The 15,804-nt window shown below is 45.6% G+C and carries 13 protein-coding genes; 4 read left to right on the plus strand and 9 right to left on the minus strand.

Annotated elements, in window-relative coordinates; genetic code table 11:
• Positions 1 to 694: 694 nt before the first annotated feature.
• Positions 695 to 1,603 (minus strand): Tim44 domain-containing protein, encoded by a 909-nt coding sequence (locus AB6E78_RS04130; RefSeq protein WP_017076759.1) that lies wholly within the window; start codon positions 1,601 to 1,603, stop codon positions 695 to 697.
• A gap of 196 nt (positions 1,604 to 1,799) precedes the next feature.
• Here AB6E78_RS04130 and AB6E78_RS04135 point away from each other — a divergent pair, with 196 nt between their 5' ends.
• From AB6E78_RS04135 to AB6E78_RS04145, 3 genes are all read left to right on the plus strand, one after another.
• Positions 1,800 to 2,390: a TetR/AcrR family transcriptional regulator gene (locus tag AB6E78_RS04135; protein WP_004736110.1), complete on the plus strand. Its 591-nt coding sequence runs from the start codon at positions 1,800 to 1,802 to the stop codon at positions 2,388 to 2,390.
• 17 nt (positions 2,391 to 2,407) lie between these two features.
• Positions 2,408 to 4,282 carry an MFS transporter gene (locus tag AB6E78_RS04140; protein WP_372111860.1) on the plus strand — a complete coding sequence of 625 codons (1,875 nt, stop codon included), beginning with the start codon at positions 2,408 to 2,410 and terminating at the stop codon, positions 4,280 to 4,282.
• Positions 4,283 to 4,428: 146 nt separating this feature from the next.
• Complete coding sequence (locus AB6E78_RS04145) at positions 4,429 to 5,349, plus strand: YeiH family protein (RefSeq protein WP_017060176.1); 921 nt, start codon at positions 4,429 to 4,431, stop codon at positions 5,347 to 5,349.
• A gap of 133 nt (positions 5,350 to 5,482) precedes the next feature.
• Here AB6E78_RS04145 and AB6E78_RS04150 read toward each other — a convergent pair whose 3' ends face one another.
• Both AB6E78_RS04150 and AB6E78_RS04155 read right to left on the minus strand, forming a co-directional pair.
• Positions 5,483 to 5,650 (minus strand): hypothetical protein, encoded by a 168-nt coding sequence (locus AB6E78_RS04150; RefSeq protein ID WP_017060175.1) that lies wholly within the window; start codon positions 5,648 to 5,650, stop codon positions 5,483 to 5,485.
• A gap of 106 nt (positions 5,651 to 5,756) precedes the next feature.
• Positions 5,757 to 6,635, minus strand: coding sequence for a LysR substrate-binding domain-containing protein (locus AB6E78_RS04155; protein ID WP_017064076.1), 879 nt, complete (start codon positions 6,633 to 6,635; stop codon positions 5,757 to 5,759).
• Between the two features lie 193 nt (positions 6,636 to 6,828).
• Here AB6E78_RS04155 and nagE point away from each other — a divergent pair, with 193 nt between their 5' ends.
• A complete protein-coding gene (gene nagE, locus AB6E78_RS04160; protein ID WP_017064077.1) occupies positions 6,829 to 8,274 on the plus strand; it encodes an N-acetylglucosamine-specific PTS transporter subunit IIBC in 1,446 nt (481 codons plus the stop codon).
• 124 nt (positions 8,275 to 8,398) lie between these two features.
• Here the strand turns inward: nagE and menE are convergent, their stop codons facing one another.
• From menE to AB6E78_RS04190, 6 genes are all read right to left on the minus strand, one after another.
• Positions 8,399 to 9,835 carry an o-succinylbenzoate--CoA ligase gene (menE, locus tag AB6E78_RS04165; protein ID WP_017060172.1) on the minus strand — a complete coding sequence of 479 codons (1,437 nt, stop codon included), beginning with the start codon at positions 9,833 to 9,835 and terminating at the stop codon, positions 8,399 to 8,401.
• A 64-nt stretch (positions 9,836 to 9,899) separates the two neighbouring features.
• Entirely contained in the window at positions 9,900 to 10,907 is a 1,008-nt protein-coding gene (menC, locus tag AB6E78_RS04170) for an o-succinylbenzoate synthase (protein WP_017060171.1), read from the minus strand.
• A gap of 75 nt (positions 10,908 to 10,982) precedes the next feature.
• Positions 10,983 to 11,849 carry a 1,4-dihydroxy-2-naphthoyl-CoA synthase gene (menB, locus tag AB6E78_RS04175; protein ID WP_017064079.1) on the minus strand — a complete coding sequence of 289 codons (867 nt, stop codon included), beginning with the start codon at positions 11,847 to 11,849 and terminating at the stop codon, positions 10,983 to 10,985.
• A 105-nt stretch (positions 11,850 to 11,954) separates the two neighbouring features.
• A complete protein-coding gene (gene menH, locus AB6E78_RS04180; protein ID WP_029235188.1) occupies positions 11,955 to 12,752 on the minus strand; it encodes a 2-succinyl-6-hydroxy-2,4-cyclohexadiene-1-carboxylate synthase in 798 nt (265 codons plus the stop codon).
• Positions 12,753 to 12,761: 9 nt separating this feature from the next.
• The gene (gene menD, locus AB6E78_RS04185) at positions 12,762 to 14,486 is read right to left on the minus strand and encodes a 2-succinyl-5-enolpyruvyl-6-hydroxy-3-cyclohexene-1-carboxylic-acid synthase (protein ID WP_017065884.1); all 1,725 of its coding nucleotides are present in this window, start codon (positions 14,484 to 14,486) and stop codon (positions 12,762 to 12,764) included.
• Positions 14,483 to 15,790 carry an isochorismate synthase MenF gene (locus AB6E78_RS04190; protein ID WP_017060167.1) on the minus strand — a complete coding sequence of 436 codons (1,308 nt, stop codon included), beginning with the start codon at positions 15,788 to 15,790 and terminating at the stop codon, positions 14,483 to 14,485. The genes menD and AB6E78_RS04190 overlap by 4 nt, the downstream gene beginning before the upstream one ends.
• Between the last annotated feature and the right edge of the window lie 14 nt (positions 15,791 to 15,804).

Raw genomic sequence — 15,804 nt, forward strand, 5'->3', positions numbered from 1 at the left:
AAATCTGCCGGCACTGCCTTCGATGGTTCGAATCCGTCTCCCTCCACCATATTCTCCTTAATTGGAAAATCGAAAAGCCAACTCATTGAGTTGGCTTTTTTCGTTTCCGAGCTTTATATCTTTCTAAACACGGCCCTAACTAACTAAACACCAACCCACACTACAGCAAAAAAGACTAAGCGAACTAGCCCATTCAAACATCAGTGATCCCATACTTCAGCATGACGATCACAAACCAGATAAGCAGCGCAGCCTAAACAATTGGTCGATACATATTCTTCGCATTCATTCGCAATTATCTGTTTCTGCTGAAAACTAATCTCAGGCTCCAATACGGGTTCAAAAAACTTTGTCATTACTCATTAAATCCAAATAAAATCAGTTAGTTAGTTAGTTAGTTAGGCTAATCCAATCTTTGAATAAGATATATCTCCTAATATTTGTCGTGATGACACTCTTCCTCTACTCATGTTACTTGTCTGTTCCGCATGTTTCGTCATATTGGTATTGCTCCGTGAATCTAAAGCTCCCCCTCCTCCCCAAAAAAAGCTCAAAGCCAATTTCCCAGCAGCAACTTACAGATGCATATCATTAGACACAAAAAAGCCCCTGCTGATTTCTCAGCAGGGGCTTTCAATTATTTGGTGTCATTCCGAATAACTACATCATATTGATGTTGAGTTAAATCCTGGAATTAGCCTTGAATACCAACAATTAACCAAGGTGCATTGTCAGTTGTTAGGTCACGCTCTAGGTGCCAGATATCTGTGATATCTTCTTCAACGCCATCCGCAGTGTCACGATAACGACCGCTGAACTGAAGGCTTAGCTGTGCTTTGCTACCATCGTGGTCTGCACGAACGATTTCAGCATCAACGTACATTACGTCTGTGTGCTGATCACCGTCTAGCTTATTACGCTCAGCTTTTAGGTCTTCAAATAGGCTTGGAGATACGTATTCTTCAATCGTGTTTAGCTCGTTGTGATTCCATGCACCTTGCAGTGTACGGTAGTGCTCACGAGAACCGTTGATGAATGCCGCTTGATCAAAGCCCGGTGGGTAGTTATGTGGAACATCGCTTTGTGCACCAAAACCGAAACCACCAGCAGCGCCTTGTGATTGAGGTTGTGCTTGCTCGAAGTTATGAACATTGGGCTGTTGCTTAGGTTGTTCAAACTTGTTCTGACCCATGCCGCCGAATGCTGGCTGTTGACCACGTGCATTCTGCTGATTCATTGAGCCCTGCTTCGCACCCAACATTCCGCGTAGAAATTTAAACGCTAGGAAAGCAATCAGACCCATAATCAGAATATCCATGAACTGGATACCTTCAAATGCGCCACCAAAGAATGCAGCTAAAAGACCACCAGCAAGTAAACCACCTAGCAGACCGCCCATAAGGCCTTTCTTGCTAGAGTTAGCTGCTGTGTTCTTACCCGTTTGATCTTGACGGATCGAATTCGTGTTTTGTTGTTTTGGTGCTGGAGCCGTTTTAAAGCTTTTGCCAAATGACTTACCACCACCAAACTTTTTCGCTTCCGCGATTGGCGTCACCGCGACTGTTACCAACAGGATCGCGACTAGTGAGAAAAATCGTTTCATTATTATCCTTTATAGGTTTTTTATCTTTCGACACCTTAATCATACTCGTTAACAAAGAACAATGAAATATTCACGGCGTTTACACATGTATCATAATATTGCGGCTATTAATTGATTACTAAACTAGCGAAGGGATTGACGGCACTCTGGGGCAGCATTAAAATATTGAACGATGTTCATTTAATAGAAAGTACCCATGGCAAGACGAAACGATCATACTCGCGAACAATTAGTGCAATTAACCTTAAAAACGGTGACCGACTTCTTAGAAGAGCACTCTTATCACGAGCTAAGTCTGCGTAAAATCGCCAATATGATTGGTTATGTTCCAAGTACCTTGGTGAATGTATTCGGCAACTACAACCTATTGCTACTGCATGTTGTTGCTCAAACATTAGATGAACTGGCGTCAGAATCTGCTGTAGCAGTTGAACAATCGAGCAATCCTCAGCAAGCTCTATTCAACCTTGCCTACTGCTACCACGATTTTGCACAAAAACACCCTCACCGTTGGCAGCTTATCTTTGAGCACAACATGAACGGTGAAAACCTTCCTGAATGGCAATCGAACCGTATCGATAGAATGACAGGTATGCTAGAGCAACTATTAATCGCGATTGCTCCTGAACATACTGAAAGCGAAGTCGTTAAAGCCAGCCGTGTATTATGGTCTGGAGTACATGGAATTACTCTACTTAGCGTTGATGATAAATTTTTCGCCTCTGAGCCTATCGATGGTAAAGAGTTGATCAATAACCTAGTCTCAAACTACTTAACCAACTGGTAATCATCCAAGGAAAGACAATGAACAACAGCAGCCAATCTTCGCTGTTAACGCAAAAAAGGTTCCTACCCTACTTTATTACCCAATTTCTGGGAGCCTTTAATGACAACATATTCAAAAATGTTCTGTTACTGTTTGTTGCTTTCGCAAGCGTAGACACGCTACCTATTTCCAGCAATTTATTTATTAATTTGGCCGCTGGCCTTTTTATTCTGCCCTTCTTCCTGTTTTCTGCTTTGGCTGGTGTGCTGGCTGACAAATATGAAAAATCGTGGTTTATCCGTAAAGTTAAGCTTCTTGAAGTGGTGATAATGTCACTGGGTGCGGTCGGATTTATCTACGAAAGCTACGAAATATTACTACTGCTTTTGTTTTTGATGGGGACACAAAGTGCCTTCTTTGGCCCAGTTAAGTACGCCCTACTTCCGCAACAGTTAGAAACCAAAGAGCTTGTGTCCGGAAATGCTTTGGTTGAAACAGGCACATTCTTAGCCATACTAATCGGTACTCTAGGTGCTGGTATTATTGCATCTGAAGAAAGCGCGAAGCTCATTGCTGCGATATGTATTGTTTCTTTCGCCGTGCTTGGCTATGTATCAAGTTGCTTTATCCCAGAAGCGCCAAGTACCGCACCAGATCTGAAAGTAAGGTGGCAGCCAGTAAAGCTAACCCGCGCAACACTCGCTATTGCCAAAAAAGACCGCCCAACCTTTCAAGCACTGATGTCAATCAGCTGGTTCTGGTTCCTCGGTGCAGCTTACCTCACTCAGTTTCCCAACTTCACCAAGGTTTACCTAAACGGTACTGAAAGCGCTGTCGCGTTTTTGTTGGCACTGTTCTCGGTAGGCATTGCGATTGGCTCGTTGGCTTGCGATAAGTTATCTAATCACCGTATTGAAATCGGCATCGTGCCAATGGGCAGCCTGGGTATTTCGATCTTCGGCCTGTTGATGGCGATATCTATCCCGGAGTCTTTGCCTGACTTTAGTTCTTTCCATCAATTCGTAACCTACTCAGAGCTGTGGCCACTGTTTGCTTACCTTCTGCTTCTGGGTATCTCTGGCGGTGTCTTTATTGTTCCTCTGTATTCACTGATGCAGTTACGTGCCAAGCCCGACGAGCGTGCCCAAGTGATTGCCGGGCTCAATATCTACAACTCACTGTTCATGGTGGGAAGTGCGGTATTAGGTATTGTTTGCCTTAGTGTTCTAGATCTTTCAATTCCGCAGCTGTTTATCTTGCTCGCAGTGGGCAACACTTTGGTGATGCTGTACCTGTTTTATCAGGTGCCTATCTACGCTTTCCGCTTCTTTACGTGGGTGGTCACTCACACCATGTACAGAGTTAAACATAAGAACTTACATCACCTGCCAGAAAAGGGCGGTGCGTTGATTGTCTGCAACCATGTGAGTTATATGGATGCACTGCTGCTGAGTGCGGTTTGCCCTCGCTTGATCCGTTTTGTGATGGAAGAGGATTACACCAAGTTGCCGCCAATTCGACGCTTCTTGAAAAGAGCTGGGGTGATTCCAATCTCCGCGACCAACCGCAACTCGATTCGAAACGCTTTCAAAGAAGTAGAGCGTGCCCTGCATGAAGGTCACATCGTGTGTATTTTCCCAGAAGGAAAGCTCACCTCTGATGGCGAAATGGCTGAGTTCATGCGTGGTATGGAGCTGATCATCAAACGTTCCCCTGTCCCAGTGATTCCTATGGCTCTTAAAGGATTATGGGGTAGCTACTTTAGTCGTTACAAAGGCCGTGCCTGCAAAGGGTTACCCACTCGCTTCTGGACTAAGCTAGAGATAGAAGCTGGCGAGCCGATTTCACCTAAACAAGCCTCTTGTGAAACGCTTCGACAGTCAGTCTCTGACCTTCGCGGATCATTACGCTAGTTAACCAGCCCTTTATTCATATCAGTTGAACAAGCGTTAAGTTTTCCTTAACGTTTGTTCAATTCATTTAGACTTACTTATCATTTTATTGAACGTATAGTGGTCTCATCACAATAACGCCACAACAAAACAAGACTCTAAATACAATGAACCTAAAAAAGTCCGTTCCATTTTATCTTGCTGCACTGTTTTGCTTAACGCCTTGGGTTAGCTCACCGACAGCCCTGGTTATCGGTTTCCTGCTTGCTAGTTTAGGATTAGTCCCTGAACACTTGGAAGTCGGCAAACTTACCAAAAAGCTACTGGCCTACTCTATTGTTGGCTTGGGTTTTGGTATTCAGTTTGAAAAAGCATTAGCAGTAACAGGCGATGGTATTGGGCTCATTGTAACGACGATTATCGGTACATTAGTCATTGGTTGGTTCTTGGCGAAACAAATGGGGCTAGACCGCACTACGGGCTATCTTATATCTTCTGGTACCGCGATTTGTGGTGGTAGCGCGATAGCAGCAGTGGCACCCGCGATCAAAGCAGACGATGAACAGATTGGCTTGGCATTAGCCACCGTATTCGTGTTGAACTCGGTTGCTCTATTCTTATTCCCGATGATTGGTCACGCGCTTGAGCTCAGCCAACAAACATTTGGTACTTGGGCAGCGATAGCGATTCACGATACGTCTTCTGTAGTAGGTGCAGCTTCAGCGTATGGCGAAGAAGCACTGACGACAGCGACAACATTGAAGCTCGCTCGCGCACTTTGGATCATCCCAATCGCTTTAATTAGTGCGATGATCTTCAAGAACGATCAAAAGAAGATTACGGTTCCCTACTTCATTTTCTTCTATTGCGCCGCTATCGCGGTGAGTGACTTACTGCCACAATTTGAGATGGTCTATCAAGGAATCTTTGATGTGTCTAAGCGAGCACTGGTCGTGTGTTTGTTCTTAATTGGCTGTGGTATTTCAGTTGAGAAGTTAAAAGCGGCAGGGCCGAAACCACTGATGTTTGGTATTACAATGTGGGTCATGATCTCAACGGGTTCATTGGCGTGGTTAACTCTCGCTTAGCCCGCATAGAAACGCTTTAGATGTTTGTTCGGTGAACTAGACACTCAAGTTAGCGAGCAACAAAACAAAAAGGCAAAGCTCCAATGGGCTTTGCCTTTATCGTTTGTGGTAAGGGTATTCTTTGTTGTAACAATCACGAATCAAACAGGGGCTTATCACTCTTCTTGCTCTCTCTTTTCATTAAAACAAGTACCACAACCAACACAAATGCGGTGAGCTCAGCCAACGAACGAGTCAACCCTGACGAGATGATTGCTTGGCCTATCTGCAGTAAAACCGCAATGGTGAGGGCAATTTTCATAATAAGACCTTATTCTATAATCCGTTATTTATATGGCTTATTATGATGGATGGTTATAAAGATAATAAATTCTGTTTTGAACTATCTAATTGCTAAATTAACTAACCTAGCGCAACTGCCCTTCTAACCACTTAATAAAGGTTCTTACCTTAGGGCGTTTTTCCGTGCCTAGCGGGCAGATTAAGTCATACCCTTGGTCTGTATCCATGCTCGGATAAGGTGTTATGAGCTCACCAGTCTGAACATACTGCTTAACAAAATGATAGCGCCCCATCGCGACACCGATATTGCTGAGGGCACTTCTTACGCCCATATCCCGGTGGCTCACACAGTAAAATTGCTCAAACAAGTTCACATCTAAGCCGTGGTGTTTAATCCAACGCTGCCATACATCTGACCCTAGTGCATGAATGAAATTAATCCGGTGCAGCGATTCTAAGCCATCATCAAAGATGTCGTGTTCAGCCGCGTAACTCGGTGTACATACCGGAATATACTTTTCACCAAACAGGCGCTGTCGATGCATGTCTTTGAGATTTTCAGCACCATAGTAAATAGCGACATCGAGATGATTTTGATGAAAATCCTGCTCTTCTTGCGAGAAAATATTGAGATTAAACTTTGGGTATCGCTGTTTAAAATCAGCCAACCTCGGCAGTAACCAACTGTTGGCAAATGCAGGACTGGTACCGATATTGATCTGTCCATACAAGTCTGTGTTGGTAATGTCTTCGATCTCACCAAAAATAGAGCTTAACGACTTGGATAACGTTCGTTGAAAGCGCTGGCCTTCTTCCGTTAGTTCCAGTTTACGAGTCCCTCGCACAAACAAGTTAAATCCGAGTTCACCTTCTAACACTTTGATTCGATGGCTAACGGCTCCCTGAGTCAAATGCAACTTTCTAGCCGCTAGCGTAAAGCTCATTTTCTCTGCAGCAACATTAAAAGTATGAAGATTTCTAAGTAAAGATTGATGGTTAGCCATACGAACTCATGCATTAAAAATTTTAATTCATACTACTACCCGTTTCGTTTGTTTGCATTAAGAAATAAGTTTTTAATAACCGCAGTTACTTAAAATCCTGCCTCGATCAATATTTGACTCCATACGTTGACGAGCAGAAACATTAAAAAAATTAATTACAAACTTAGGGGCACATATGAATATACTCGGGTATATGCAAAAAGTAGGTAAGGCATTGATGGTTCCCGTAGCCACACTGCCAGCTGCAGCAATCCTTATGGGGATCGGCTATTGGTTGGATCCTGTTGGTTGGGGTTCTGAAAGTATCTTAGCCGCATTCTTGATCAAATCTGGTGGCGCGATCATCGACAACATGGCGGTTCTATTCGCGGTGGGTGTCGCATTTGGTTTGAGCCGTGATAAGAATGGTTCTGCGGCACTGTCTGGCTTTGTGATGTTCCTCGTCGTCACCACGCTACTTGCTCCGGGCTCTGTTGCTCAGTTAATGGATGTTGAACTCAGTGAAGTGCCTGCGGCATTTGGCAAAATCAGCAACCAATTCGTAGGTATCATTGTGGGTATCATCTCTGCTGAGATCTACAACCGCTACTCAACGGTTGAACTTCCTCAAGCTCTAGCGTTCTTCAGCGGTAAGCGTTTGGTTCCTATCCTGACCTCAATCGCAGGTATGGCTCTCTCTTTTGCTCTACTTTACATCTGGCCAGCTGTTTACGACGCTCTGATCGTTCTGGGTATTAAACTAGAAAGCATGGGTGCGGTGGGTGCTGGTCTGTTTGGTTTCTTCAACCGTTTGTTCCTATCAGTAGGTATGCACCATGCTCTTTACCCTGTGTTCTGGTTCGACGTTGTTGGTATTAACGACATTCCAAACTTCTTAGGCGGCGCGCAATCTATCGCTAACGGTACGGGTATTCCAGGTAAAACTGGCATGTACCAAGCGGGCTTCTTCCCTATCATGATGTTTGGCCTACCAGCAGCAGCATTGGCGATGTATCACTGTTCTGATGCGAAAAACAAAAACCAAGTATTCGCAATCATGCTTGCGGCAGCTATGGCTTCATTCTTCACGGGTATCACAGAGCCACTAGAATTCAGCTTCATGTTCCTAGCACCCGTGTTGTTCCTACTGCACGCAGTATTAACAGGCCTATCGCTTTACATTGCAGCAAGCATGGAATGGATGGCAGGCTTCGGCTTCTCTGCTGGTTTCGTTGACCTAGTACTATCAAGCCAAAACCCACTCGCGGTTAACTGGTACATGCTACTGGTTCAAGGTGTGGTGTTCTTCGCGCTTTACTACGGTATTTTCCGCTTCGCTATCATCAAGTTCAACCTACGTACTCCAGGTCGTGGTGAAGAGATGGAAGCAGAAAAAGAAACTGAAACGCCAGAAGCATTGGCTAACCTAACCAACAGCTACATTGAAGCGGTTGGCGGTGCAGACAACATTCTAGAAGTCGATAACTGTATTACTCGTCTACGCTTAACTGTGAAAGACTCAGGTGCAGCAGACAGCGAGAAACTGAAGAAACTCGGTGCGGCAGGTGTGGTACCGGTTGGGAAAGGTGGTCTACAAGTTATCATTGGTCTAGGTAAGGTAGATAAAGTCGCTGAACAAATGAAGAAGGCACTCGCTTAACGCCAAATCTTGAATGACACGATAAATAATTAGAATTTGTGACGGCTTCACCACCGTCACAACCCCCTGAAGCGCAATTACGACTAGTCACCGTGTATTGCGCTTCATTTTATTGCTCTTCGCTCTATTTAGAACGGGTCTGCTGTAACCACTGCGCCAATCCAGCGCGCGAAACCTTAATACCATGTTGTTCCTGCTGAGGCATTCGATAATACTCAATAGGAAATTTGAACCGTTCAAGACGACCAGTTAACTGCTCGATAAACCACTCTTTGGTTGGCAACTCAGCACAATCGACAATCGCTGCAGGTCGAAATCCGAACTCATCATCTTCAATGGGAACAATAAAAGCCTGATTAACCTCAGACAATTGATTGAGTACTCGCTCAATTTCTTCGCAATGAATGTTCTCACCACCAGAAATAAACTGGTTGTCGGCACGGCCAATAATCGACACTTGTTCGCCAAGCCACTCACCAAGATCTTTGCTATCAAACCAACCGCTCTTATCAACTAATGGCGTTAAGTTACCTTGATAGTAATACCCGGACGCGAGCGTCTCGCCACCAATAAAGATACGTTGTTCTTCAATTTTTAGCTGGCGATGGTTAAGGACAAAACCGGCGGTGCTGCCGGCATCAACGGGCTTCGCGGTCACGGTTGAAGCCGCTTCAGTCATGCCGTATCCAAGCCATGTTTCGATGCCCATTTGTTGAGCTTCGAGCCCAAGTGCTTCTGGTATATGACTACCACCCAAAAGTACATGCGTTAAAGTAAGTGCTTGCTTACTCTTTAACAATCGATGTAGTTGAGTAGCGACCAATGAAGCATGACTGCATTCTTCTATATCGGTTTCAAGCTGACCTGTGCCTATTTTGATGCAACCACCAGCCGCCAACCAACGATGAACTATCGCCAGCCCCGACACATGGTACATAGGTAAACTCAGTAACCACGTGTCACCTTGTTGATAACGAAACACCTCAAGCAGCCCTGACGCAGAGCATAGGTGCTGCTCAAGTGTATGAGCGACCGCTTTTGGGTTTCCGGTAGAACCTGAAGTGAATACGATGCTCGCTAGATTTTGCGGATTGAAATTGGATTCTTGAGGTGTCGTTATCTGCTCATCATCACCATCAAACTTCAGTTCACTTAGGCAAGGCAAGGTCACCAACTGAGTATTCAAATCGGCAGTCTCTGATTGCTCTATTCCGCTATTGCCCAAGAGCCAAAGGTAGCTCTGTTGATCTGCTTGATATAAGGAATCGAGCTTTTGCTTCAGGCGTAAACTAGGCTGAGGCATCGTAAACGCACAAACCACACCCAAATTGAGTGCGGCAAGATAAACAGGGATCACTTCAGCTTGATTCTTACCAACAATCGTCAGTACATCACCTTCAGATAGGCCTTGATGAGATAGCTGTTGTTGGTACTCACTAACCAACACAAACACTTGCTGCCAAGTATAAGTGCGGTGAGTGGTCACTAACGCTGGTTGAAGTGGGTTTTGCTGCGCCCACTTTACCCAGAGCGGGGGATGATTAGATTGTGGGCGCATCATATGATAACCAAAAATAGATTAAGAACTTGTTAAGCTAACTAAATAGCCATTCAAATAGCTCGGTCTAAGAAGACCAAATCAATTGTTGCTTTTCAAGCGTAGAGACAGGCAACTGACAGCCCGGCCAAGAAACCTCTAGCTGCTGCTTGAACAAGCCAATCGTATCCAACCCCGGCACTTCATTTGGCAAATATTGCTGCGCCAGACGAGCAATCTGAGTCAGACCTAGGCTCGACTCAATGCTTGAGCTCAATACAGGTTTCATTCCAAGCTTCTGTGCTCGCTCAATGATTGCCACGCAACGCTCGACAGAACCAATAAGAGTTGGCTTGATCACGACTGCTTTAACACCAGTAAGGTCGCTAAGATCAAATTCCGGGCTGCGCACCGCTTCTTGCAGTGTCTCGTCCCACGCAATCGCCACACCATGGTCAATGGCAAAGGCCAAACTGTCTTCTGGCTTTTGGCAAGGCTCTTCGATAAAGCTTATACGCTGGCGCATTGACGGCGAAATGTATTTAATGAATTGCTTCGCTTTCTCTGGCTTCCACGCACGGTTGGCATCAAGTCTTAGAGTCAAATCAGGGATCGACTCAAGGAATAAGCTAACCAACATGCCATCGCGAATCGCTTCGTAGAGGCCGACTTTCACTTTCGCGACCTTCTCGCCTACCATCTCATTCAATACAGGAATCAGTTCATCTGGATCGCCTGTACACAAAGGCGCCGCTTGGTAGTTACCTTGAGCGTTAAGATCGCCTCGCAATTCCATCATCGCCATTGAAAAGCCAAACGCGACAGAAGGATACAGCTCGTCGAAAGGCGTTTGAGGCTTATTGTGGCTCCAAAGCTCTAATTCGTGTTGAAGCTGAATGCCAGCTTGTTCGGCATCTTCTTGGCTAAAACCGGGCAAAGGCGCAACTTCGCCAAAACCAGTTTTACCATCACACTCAAGTTGGATGATATAGCCAACACGTTCGTTCAACTTATTGTCACGAAGAACCACACCACTATCCATAGGTAATTGATAACGGTAAAGTTTAGCGTGACGCTGAGAATTCACTGAGTTCATAAAGTTTCCTAAAAAACGGGGAACATCAAAACAAAACGAGCCGCTATTAGCGACTCATTTTGAAGAGGAGAAAGACTATGGATTACGCGGGAACTTGTCGAAGTCCGGTCGACGTTTCTCGTTGAATGCGTTGCGGCCTTCTTGGCCTTCCTCTGTCATGTAGAACATCATGGTTGCGTTACCAGCCAACTCTTGTAAGCCTGCTTGACCATCACAGTCAGCGTTCAGTGCCGCTTTCAAGCAACGCAGTGCCATTGGGCTGTGTTGAAGCACTTCACGACACCAACGAACTGTCTCTTTTTCTAGGTCAGCAACAGGAACAACGGTGTTTACAAGGCCCATGTCCAGTGCTTCTTGTGCATCGTAGAAGCGGCACAAGAACCAGATTTCACGTGCTTTCTTTTGACCAACGATACGAGCCATGTAAGAAGCACCCCAACCGCCATCGAAAGAACCCACTTTAGGACCCGTCTGACCGAACTGCGCGTTTTCAGCTGCAATAGTAAGGTCTGCCATCATGTGAAGTACATGACCGCCACCGACTGCCCAACCCGATACCGCTGCGATAACTGGTTTTGGACAAGTACGAATTTGACGTTGGAAATCAAGTACATTCAAGTGGTGCGTACCTGAGTCATCTTGGTAACCGCCGTAGTCACCACGGATACTTTGGTCACCACCAGAACAGAACGCCTTCTCACCAAGACCAGTCAAAATGATTACGCCAACTTTCTCGTCATAACGAGCATCAGCCAGTGCATTGATCATCTCTTTTACGGTTTGTGGACGGAACGCATTGTGCACTTGAGGGCGAGCAATCGTGATTTTCGCAATACCGTCATCAGACTTGTGGTATTGAATATCTTCATATTGACTGCTTTCATCGCGCCAGTTAACGGCTGCGTAAAGTTCTTCTTCTGTGATGCCTACTGTTTTAGCCATGATGATTCCCATTGTTCTATTAGAGAGCGCGACTAGCGTAGAGTCGCGACGGTGTTGCTCTGCTTTCTATAGCGCTTGATACGAGAGGTTCGCTCAGTCAGTTCATCAACGACTGGCGATACATTGGATGATCAGATTTGAAAACATCTCTGGTTGCTCAAAATGAACATTATGACCCGCGTAATCCACCTGACTATATTCAAAGCCACTATTCTCAGCTAGCTCCATGAATTTACGATCTTTTTCTCCACATACATAATGCAATAAATGCTCATGAGATTTCAATGTGGCACGTAAATCCGGTTGCTTAGCTAACGAAGTAGATAACAACATATTTGCTACGGATACTCCAAGGTTACCACTACGCTTTATGACCAAAGTTTGTCTTTGCTCATGATTTAGTGAAGAAAAGACGCTTTGTTGATACCAATCGTCTAAAACATCTTCAATCGACTGCTGTGCAAAGCGAACAGCCCATTGCGTATCGTGTACTAACCTTTGTGCTCTTTCTTCATCACATTCCAAGCCAAAGTTGCCACCTTCAATGATGACTTTCTCTAAGTTAAGAGTTTCGAAGCAAGGGCTTGTTACCCCATACATGGCAAGCCTTCCCCCCATAGAATACCCAATCACCACGATAGGATAATCGACAGGAAGATCGTTGAGAGCCAGCTGAGATGTGATGCACTGAACTATCTTGGTACAGCAATGATCAAAGCCTACAGGGTCGATAAACCGGCTTTGTCCGTGTCCGGGCAAATCTATGCAAAGACGAGGAAAGTCTTCGAGGAAGGGGTGGCATGCACTCCAATCATCCCCGCTTCCGAGTAAACCATGTAAAAAAACAAGCAAAGGTTTGTCAGAAGAATCTTGTACAGCTGGGTAATAATCGGAGTAAAGCATGTAAAGTCCTTAGGCTAATGCCTCGGTGAGCATTGAACTGAATTGTTTCAGCAAAGTAGACGCTTGTTCGGGAGGCGTCTTAACTTCTACGAGCAAGGTACCCTGACCTTGTTCAAAATGTTGTTCGATGAGCGTTTGATAGCAATTCAAGGTTTCTGGCGCCGCATAACCAAGATGGAATTGCGCAGCAGCATGTTCAAAATTGAAACCATGAGGCATTTGATATAGAGACTGTTTTTGTTGCTCAGGAACCGGCAAAAAATCAAAGATTGCCCCACCATCGTTATTGGTAACCACAATAACCATTGGTGTTGTGCTGTGAGTAAGTAGCGCCAGCGAATTTAGGTCGTACAACAAAGAGGTGTCACCAATCAGCATCATCAAAGGATTCTGGTTGGCTTTTATCACTCCCGCAGCCGTCGCCACCAAGCCATCAATGCCCGATGCACCGCGGTTGCTGTAGACTTGAGTCGCAGAGATTGATGACAGCATATCCACCAGCCTTACCATCAAGCTATTTCCCACAAAAAGCTCTCTGCCCTTAAGTCTAGACGACAAGTCAACGGCAACGCTCAACTCTGTCAGTTGGTCGTTATTAGAGATTTGCGCCAACGCTAACTGCTGAACCGTATTCGCGACTTCCGCCAAAGATGCCGCCCAGCCAGCATGTTCTCCCAACAGCGTTGGTAGATGTTGCTCTGATAACCAATGTTCGATATCAGCGACAATATGAGTTTGAGGCAGATGATCTTGATTAATACGATGTGCATCTGGTGAAACAACGATGTACTGCGATGAACAAAATGTGGCAGCTTGTTCTTTTACCCATTGGTTAAGACGCTTAGATACGATGCGCTCACCAAACTGGATAATAAAATCACACTGACTAAGCTGTGCTTTGGCTGCGTCACTTTGCATCCATAAATCATAGTGTTTCCAGTCACTACTGACACCCGATTGAGGGTCACAGAATACTGGCCAGCCCAAAGCTGTCGCAAACTGCTTGGCTTTAATTGCGGCTTCATTCTCGATAGAACCAATAATCACTGCGCCTTTACGAGCGACATAATCACTTGCTGAGACAGGCTGAGCGATTAAATGACTGGGCAAATAAGTGTTCGAGTAAAGGCAGGTTGAAGCTCTCCAAGCTGCCACGCTCTTTGTATAATCCGCATACATCTCAGCACTACTCTTAGAATAGAGCGGCTCTGGGAACGGACAATTGATATGAATCGCACCGCCAACATTGCGTTGTTTCGCAAGCGCGCTATCAACCGATGTTAGAAGCCAATTCAATGAAATCTGTGTGGTTGGGCTTGGCAGGTTTAAAGCACTTTCTACATGGGAAGAAAAGATACCATGCTGCTGAATCGCTTGATTGGCACCACAGTCGACCAAGTCGATGGGCCTATCAGAGGTTAGCAAGATCAGCTTCTCTCGGGTCAGCCCAGATTCAGCCGTCGCAGGAAGCAAATTCGCCACAGCGGTTCCTGATGTCACAATCACCGCAACCGGTTTGTTGCTAGCCTTTGCTAAGCCTAAAGCTAAAAACCCAAGACCACGCTCATCAAAGTGCGTGTGTAAGGTTAACTTGGAGTTGGCTTCAGCTTCGAGAGTTAGCGGCGTTGAGCGAGAGCCCGGAGCAACACAAACATGTTCAACGCCATTGCGTGCAAGCTCTTCAAGTAACGTGTGACACCAAACTCTATTTAATACGGCTTGGTCGTGATTCATGACGCGACACCCAATGGAGGGTGATCTGAAATTAAGCTAAGCAGAGTAGACATCTTCTTGTTCAGCTCTTGCCATTCATGTTCGGCAACCGATCCCGGCACGATCCCCGCGCCAGCAAACAGTTGTACTTGATCGTTTACAATCAAGGCGCTTCGAATCGCCACGCAGAATTCCGCTCGCTGATGACTGATATAGCCTACAGAGCCTGCATACCAACCTCGTGCAAACGGTTCGTGTTCAAGAATGAAATCCATCGCCTCTTTACGAGGTAAACCCGCCACCGCAGCAGTTGGCTGTAAGGCAGCAAGCAACTGCACACCATTAACGCCATTGTTGAGCTGAGCATGGATATTGCGCTTCAAATGCTGCACCTTACGCAAGCGCACTAGACGCGCATCCTTTTCAACATGGACCGTTTGAGAATGAGGAGTGAGACGCTCAATGATGTCGTCGACCACATACTGGTTCTCATTGAGGTTTTTGCTGTCTTGAGAAAGCCAGTTGGCCAGTTCCATATCCTCAGTAGCGTTCTCTCCGCGACCAATGGTTCCAGCAAGCGCCTCGGTATCAAGCTCCATACCATGTCGGCTATATAAGCGCTCTGGTGTCGAGCCAATGAAACTGTGTTTAGAATCCAGCACCAACATAAAGTGGAAACTGTGGTGATTTTGCAGATAGCTGGCTTTAAGTAATTGAGCTGCGCAGATAGGCGCATCGAGTTGCAGTGTGGTTTTACGTGCTAAAACGACTTTTTTGTACTCTTCATCGCTAATGCCTTGCAGCACTTTATCGACAAGGTTGCCCCACTGCTCTCTTTCTGGAACGTGATTGATCTGTTCAATATGGGCAGACAAAGGCGCCAATATCGCGGCTTCTACAGAAAGCTTATTCAAAGCATTAATAGAAGAAACGCGATCAGGGGACAAATTAACCGCCAGCGACCAAGTATTGTCAAAGCGGATCAATTCAACCTGAGGAAGGAAGAAAAACGACTCCATGCAGCGACGGTTCTTTGCGGTGTGCCCATCAAACGAGCGTCCACCCCAGATTCGTTGGTCTTCACCAAGAATAGCGTACGCGGGTGCAGGATCTGAAAACGTATGTAACTGTCCGAGCGCAACAACCTCTTCACGAGTGTCGCGTGACTGCCAGTAGAACTTAGGAAAGAGCGGTTGAGCATGAAGCCATTCTATAAATGCAAACGATGGTTTTTGCGTTAGAACTTCAACACAACGAACTTCGCTTGCTTGGGCATTTTGTACTCGCTCAATCAAAGCGGAGATAGTTTGCTGGAAATGTGACAAATCGACCTCGTTCA

It is taken from the genome of Vibrio sp. 10N.247.310.98 (assembly GCF_041467395.1).
Taxonomy (GTDB): Bacteria; Pseudomonadota; Gammaproteobacteria; order Enterobacterales; family Vibrionaceae; genus Vibrio; species Vibrio crassostreae_C.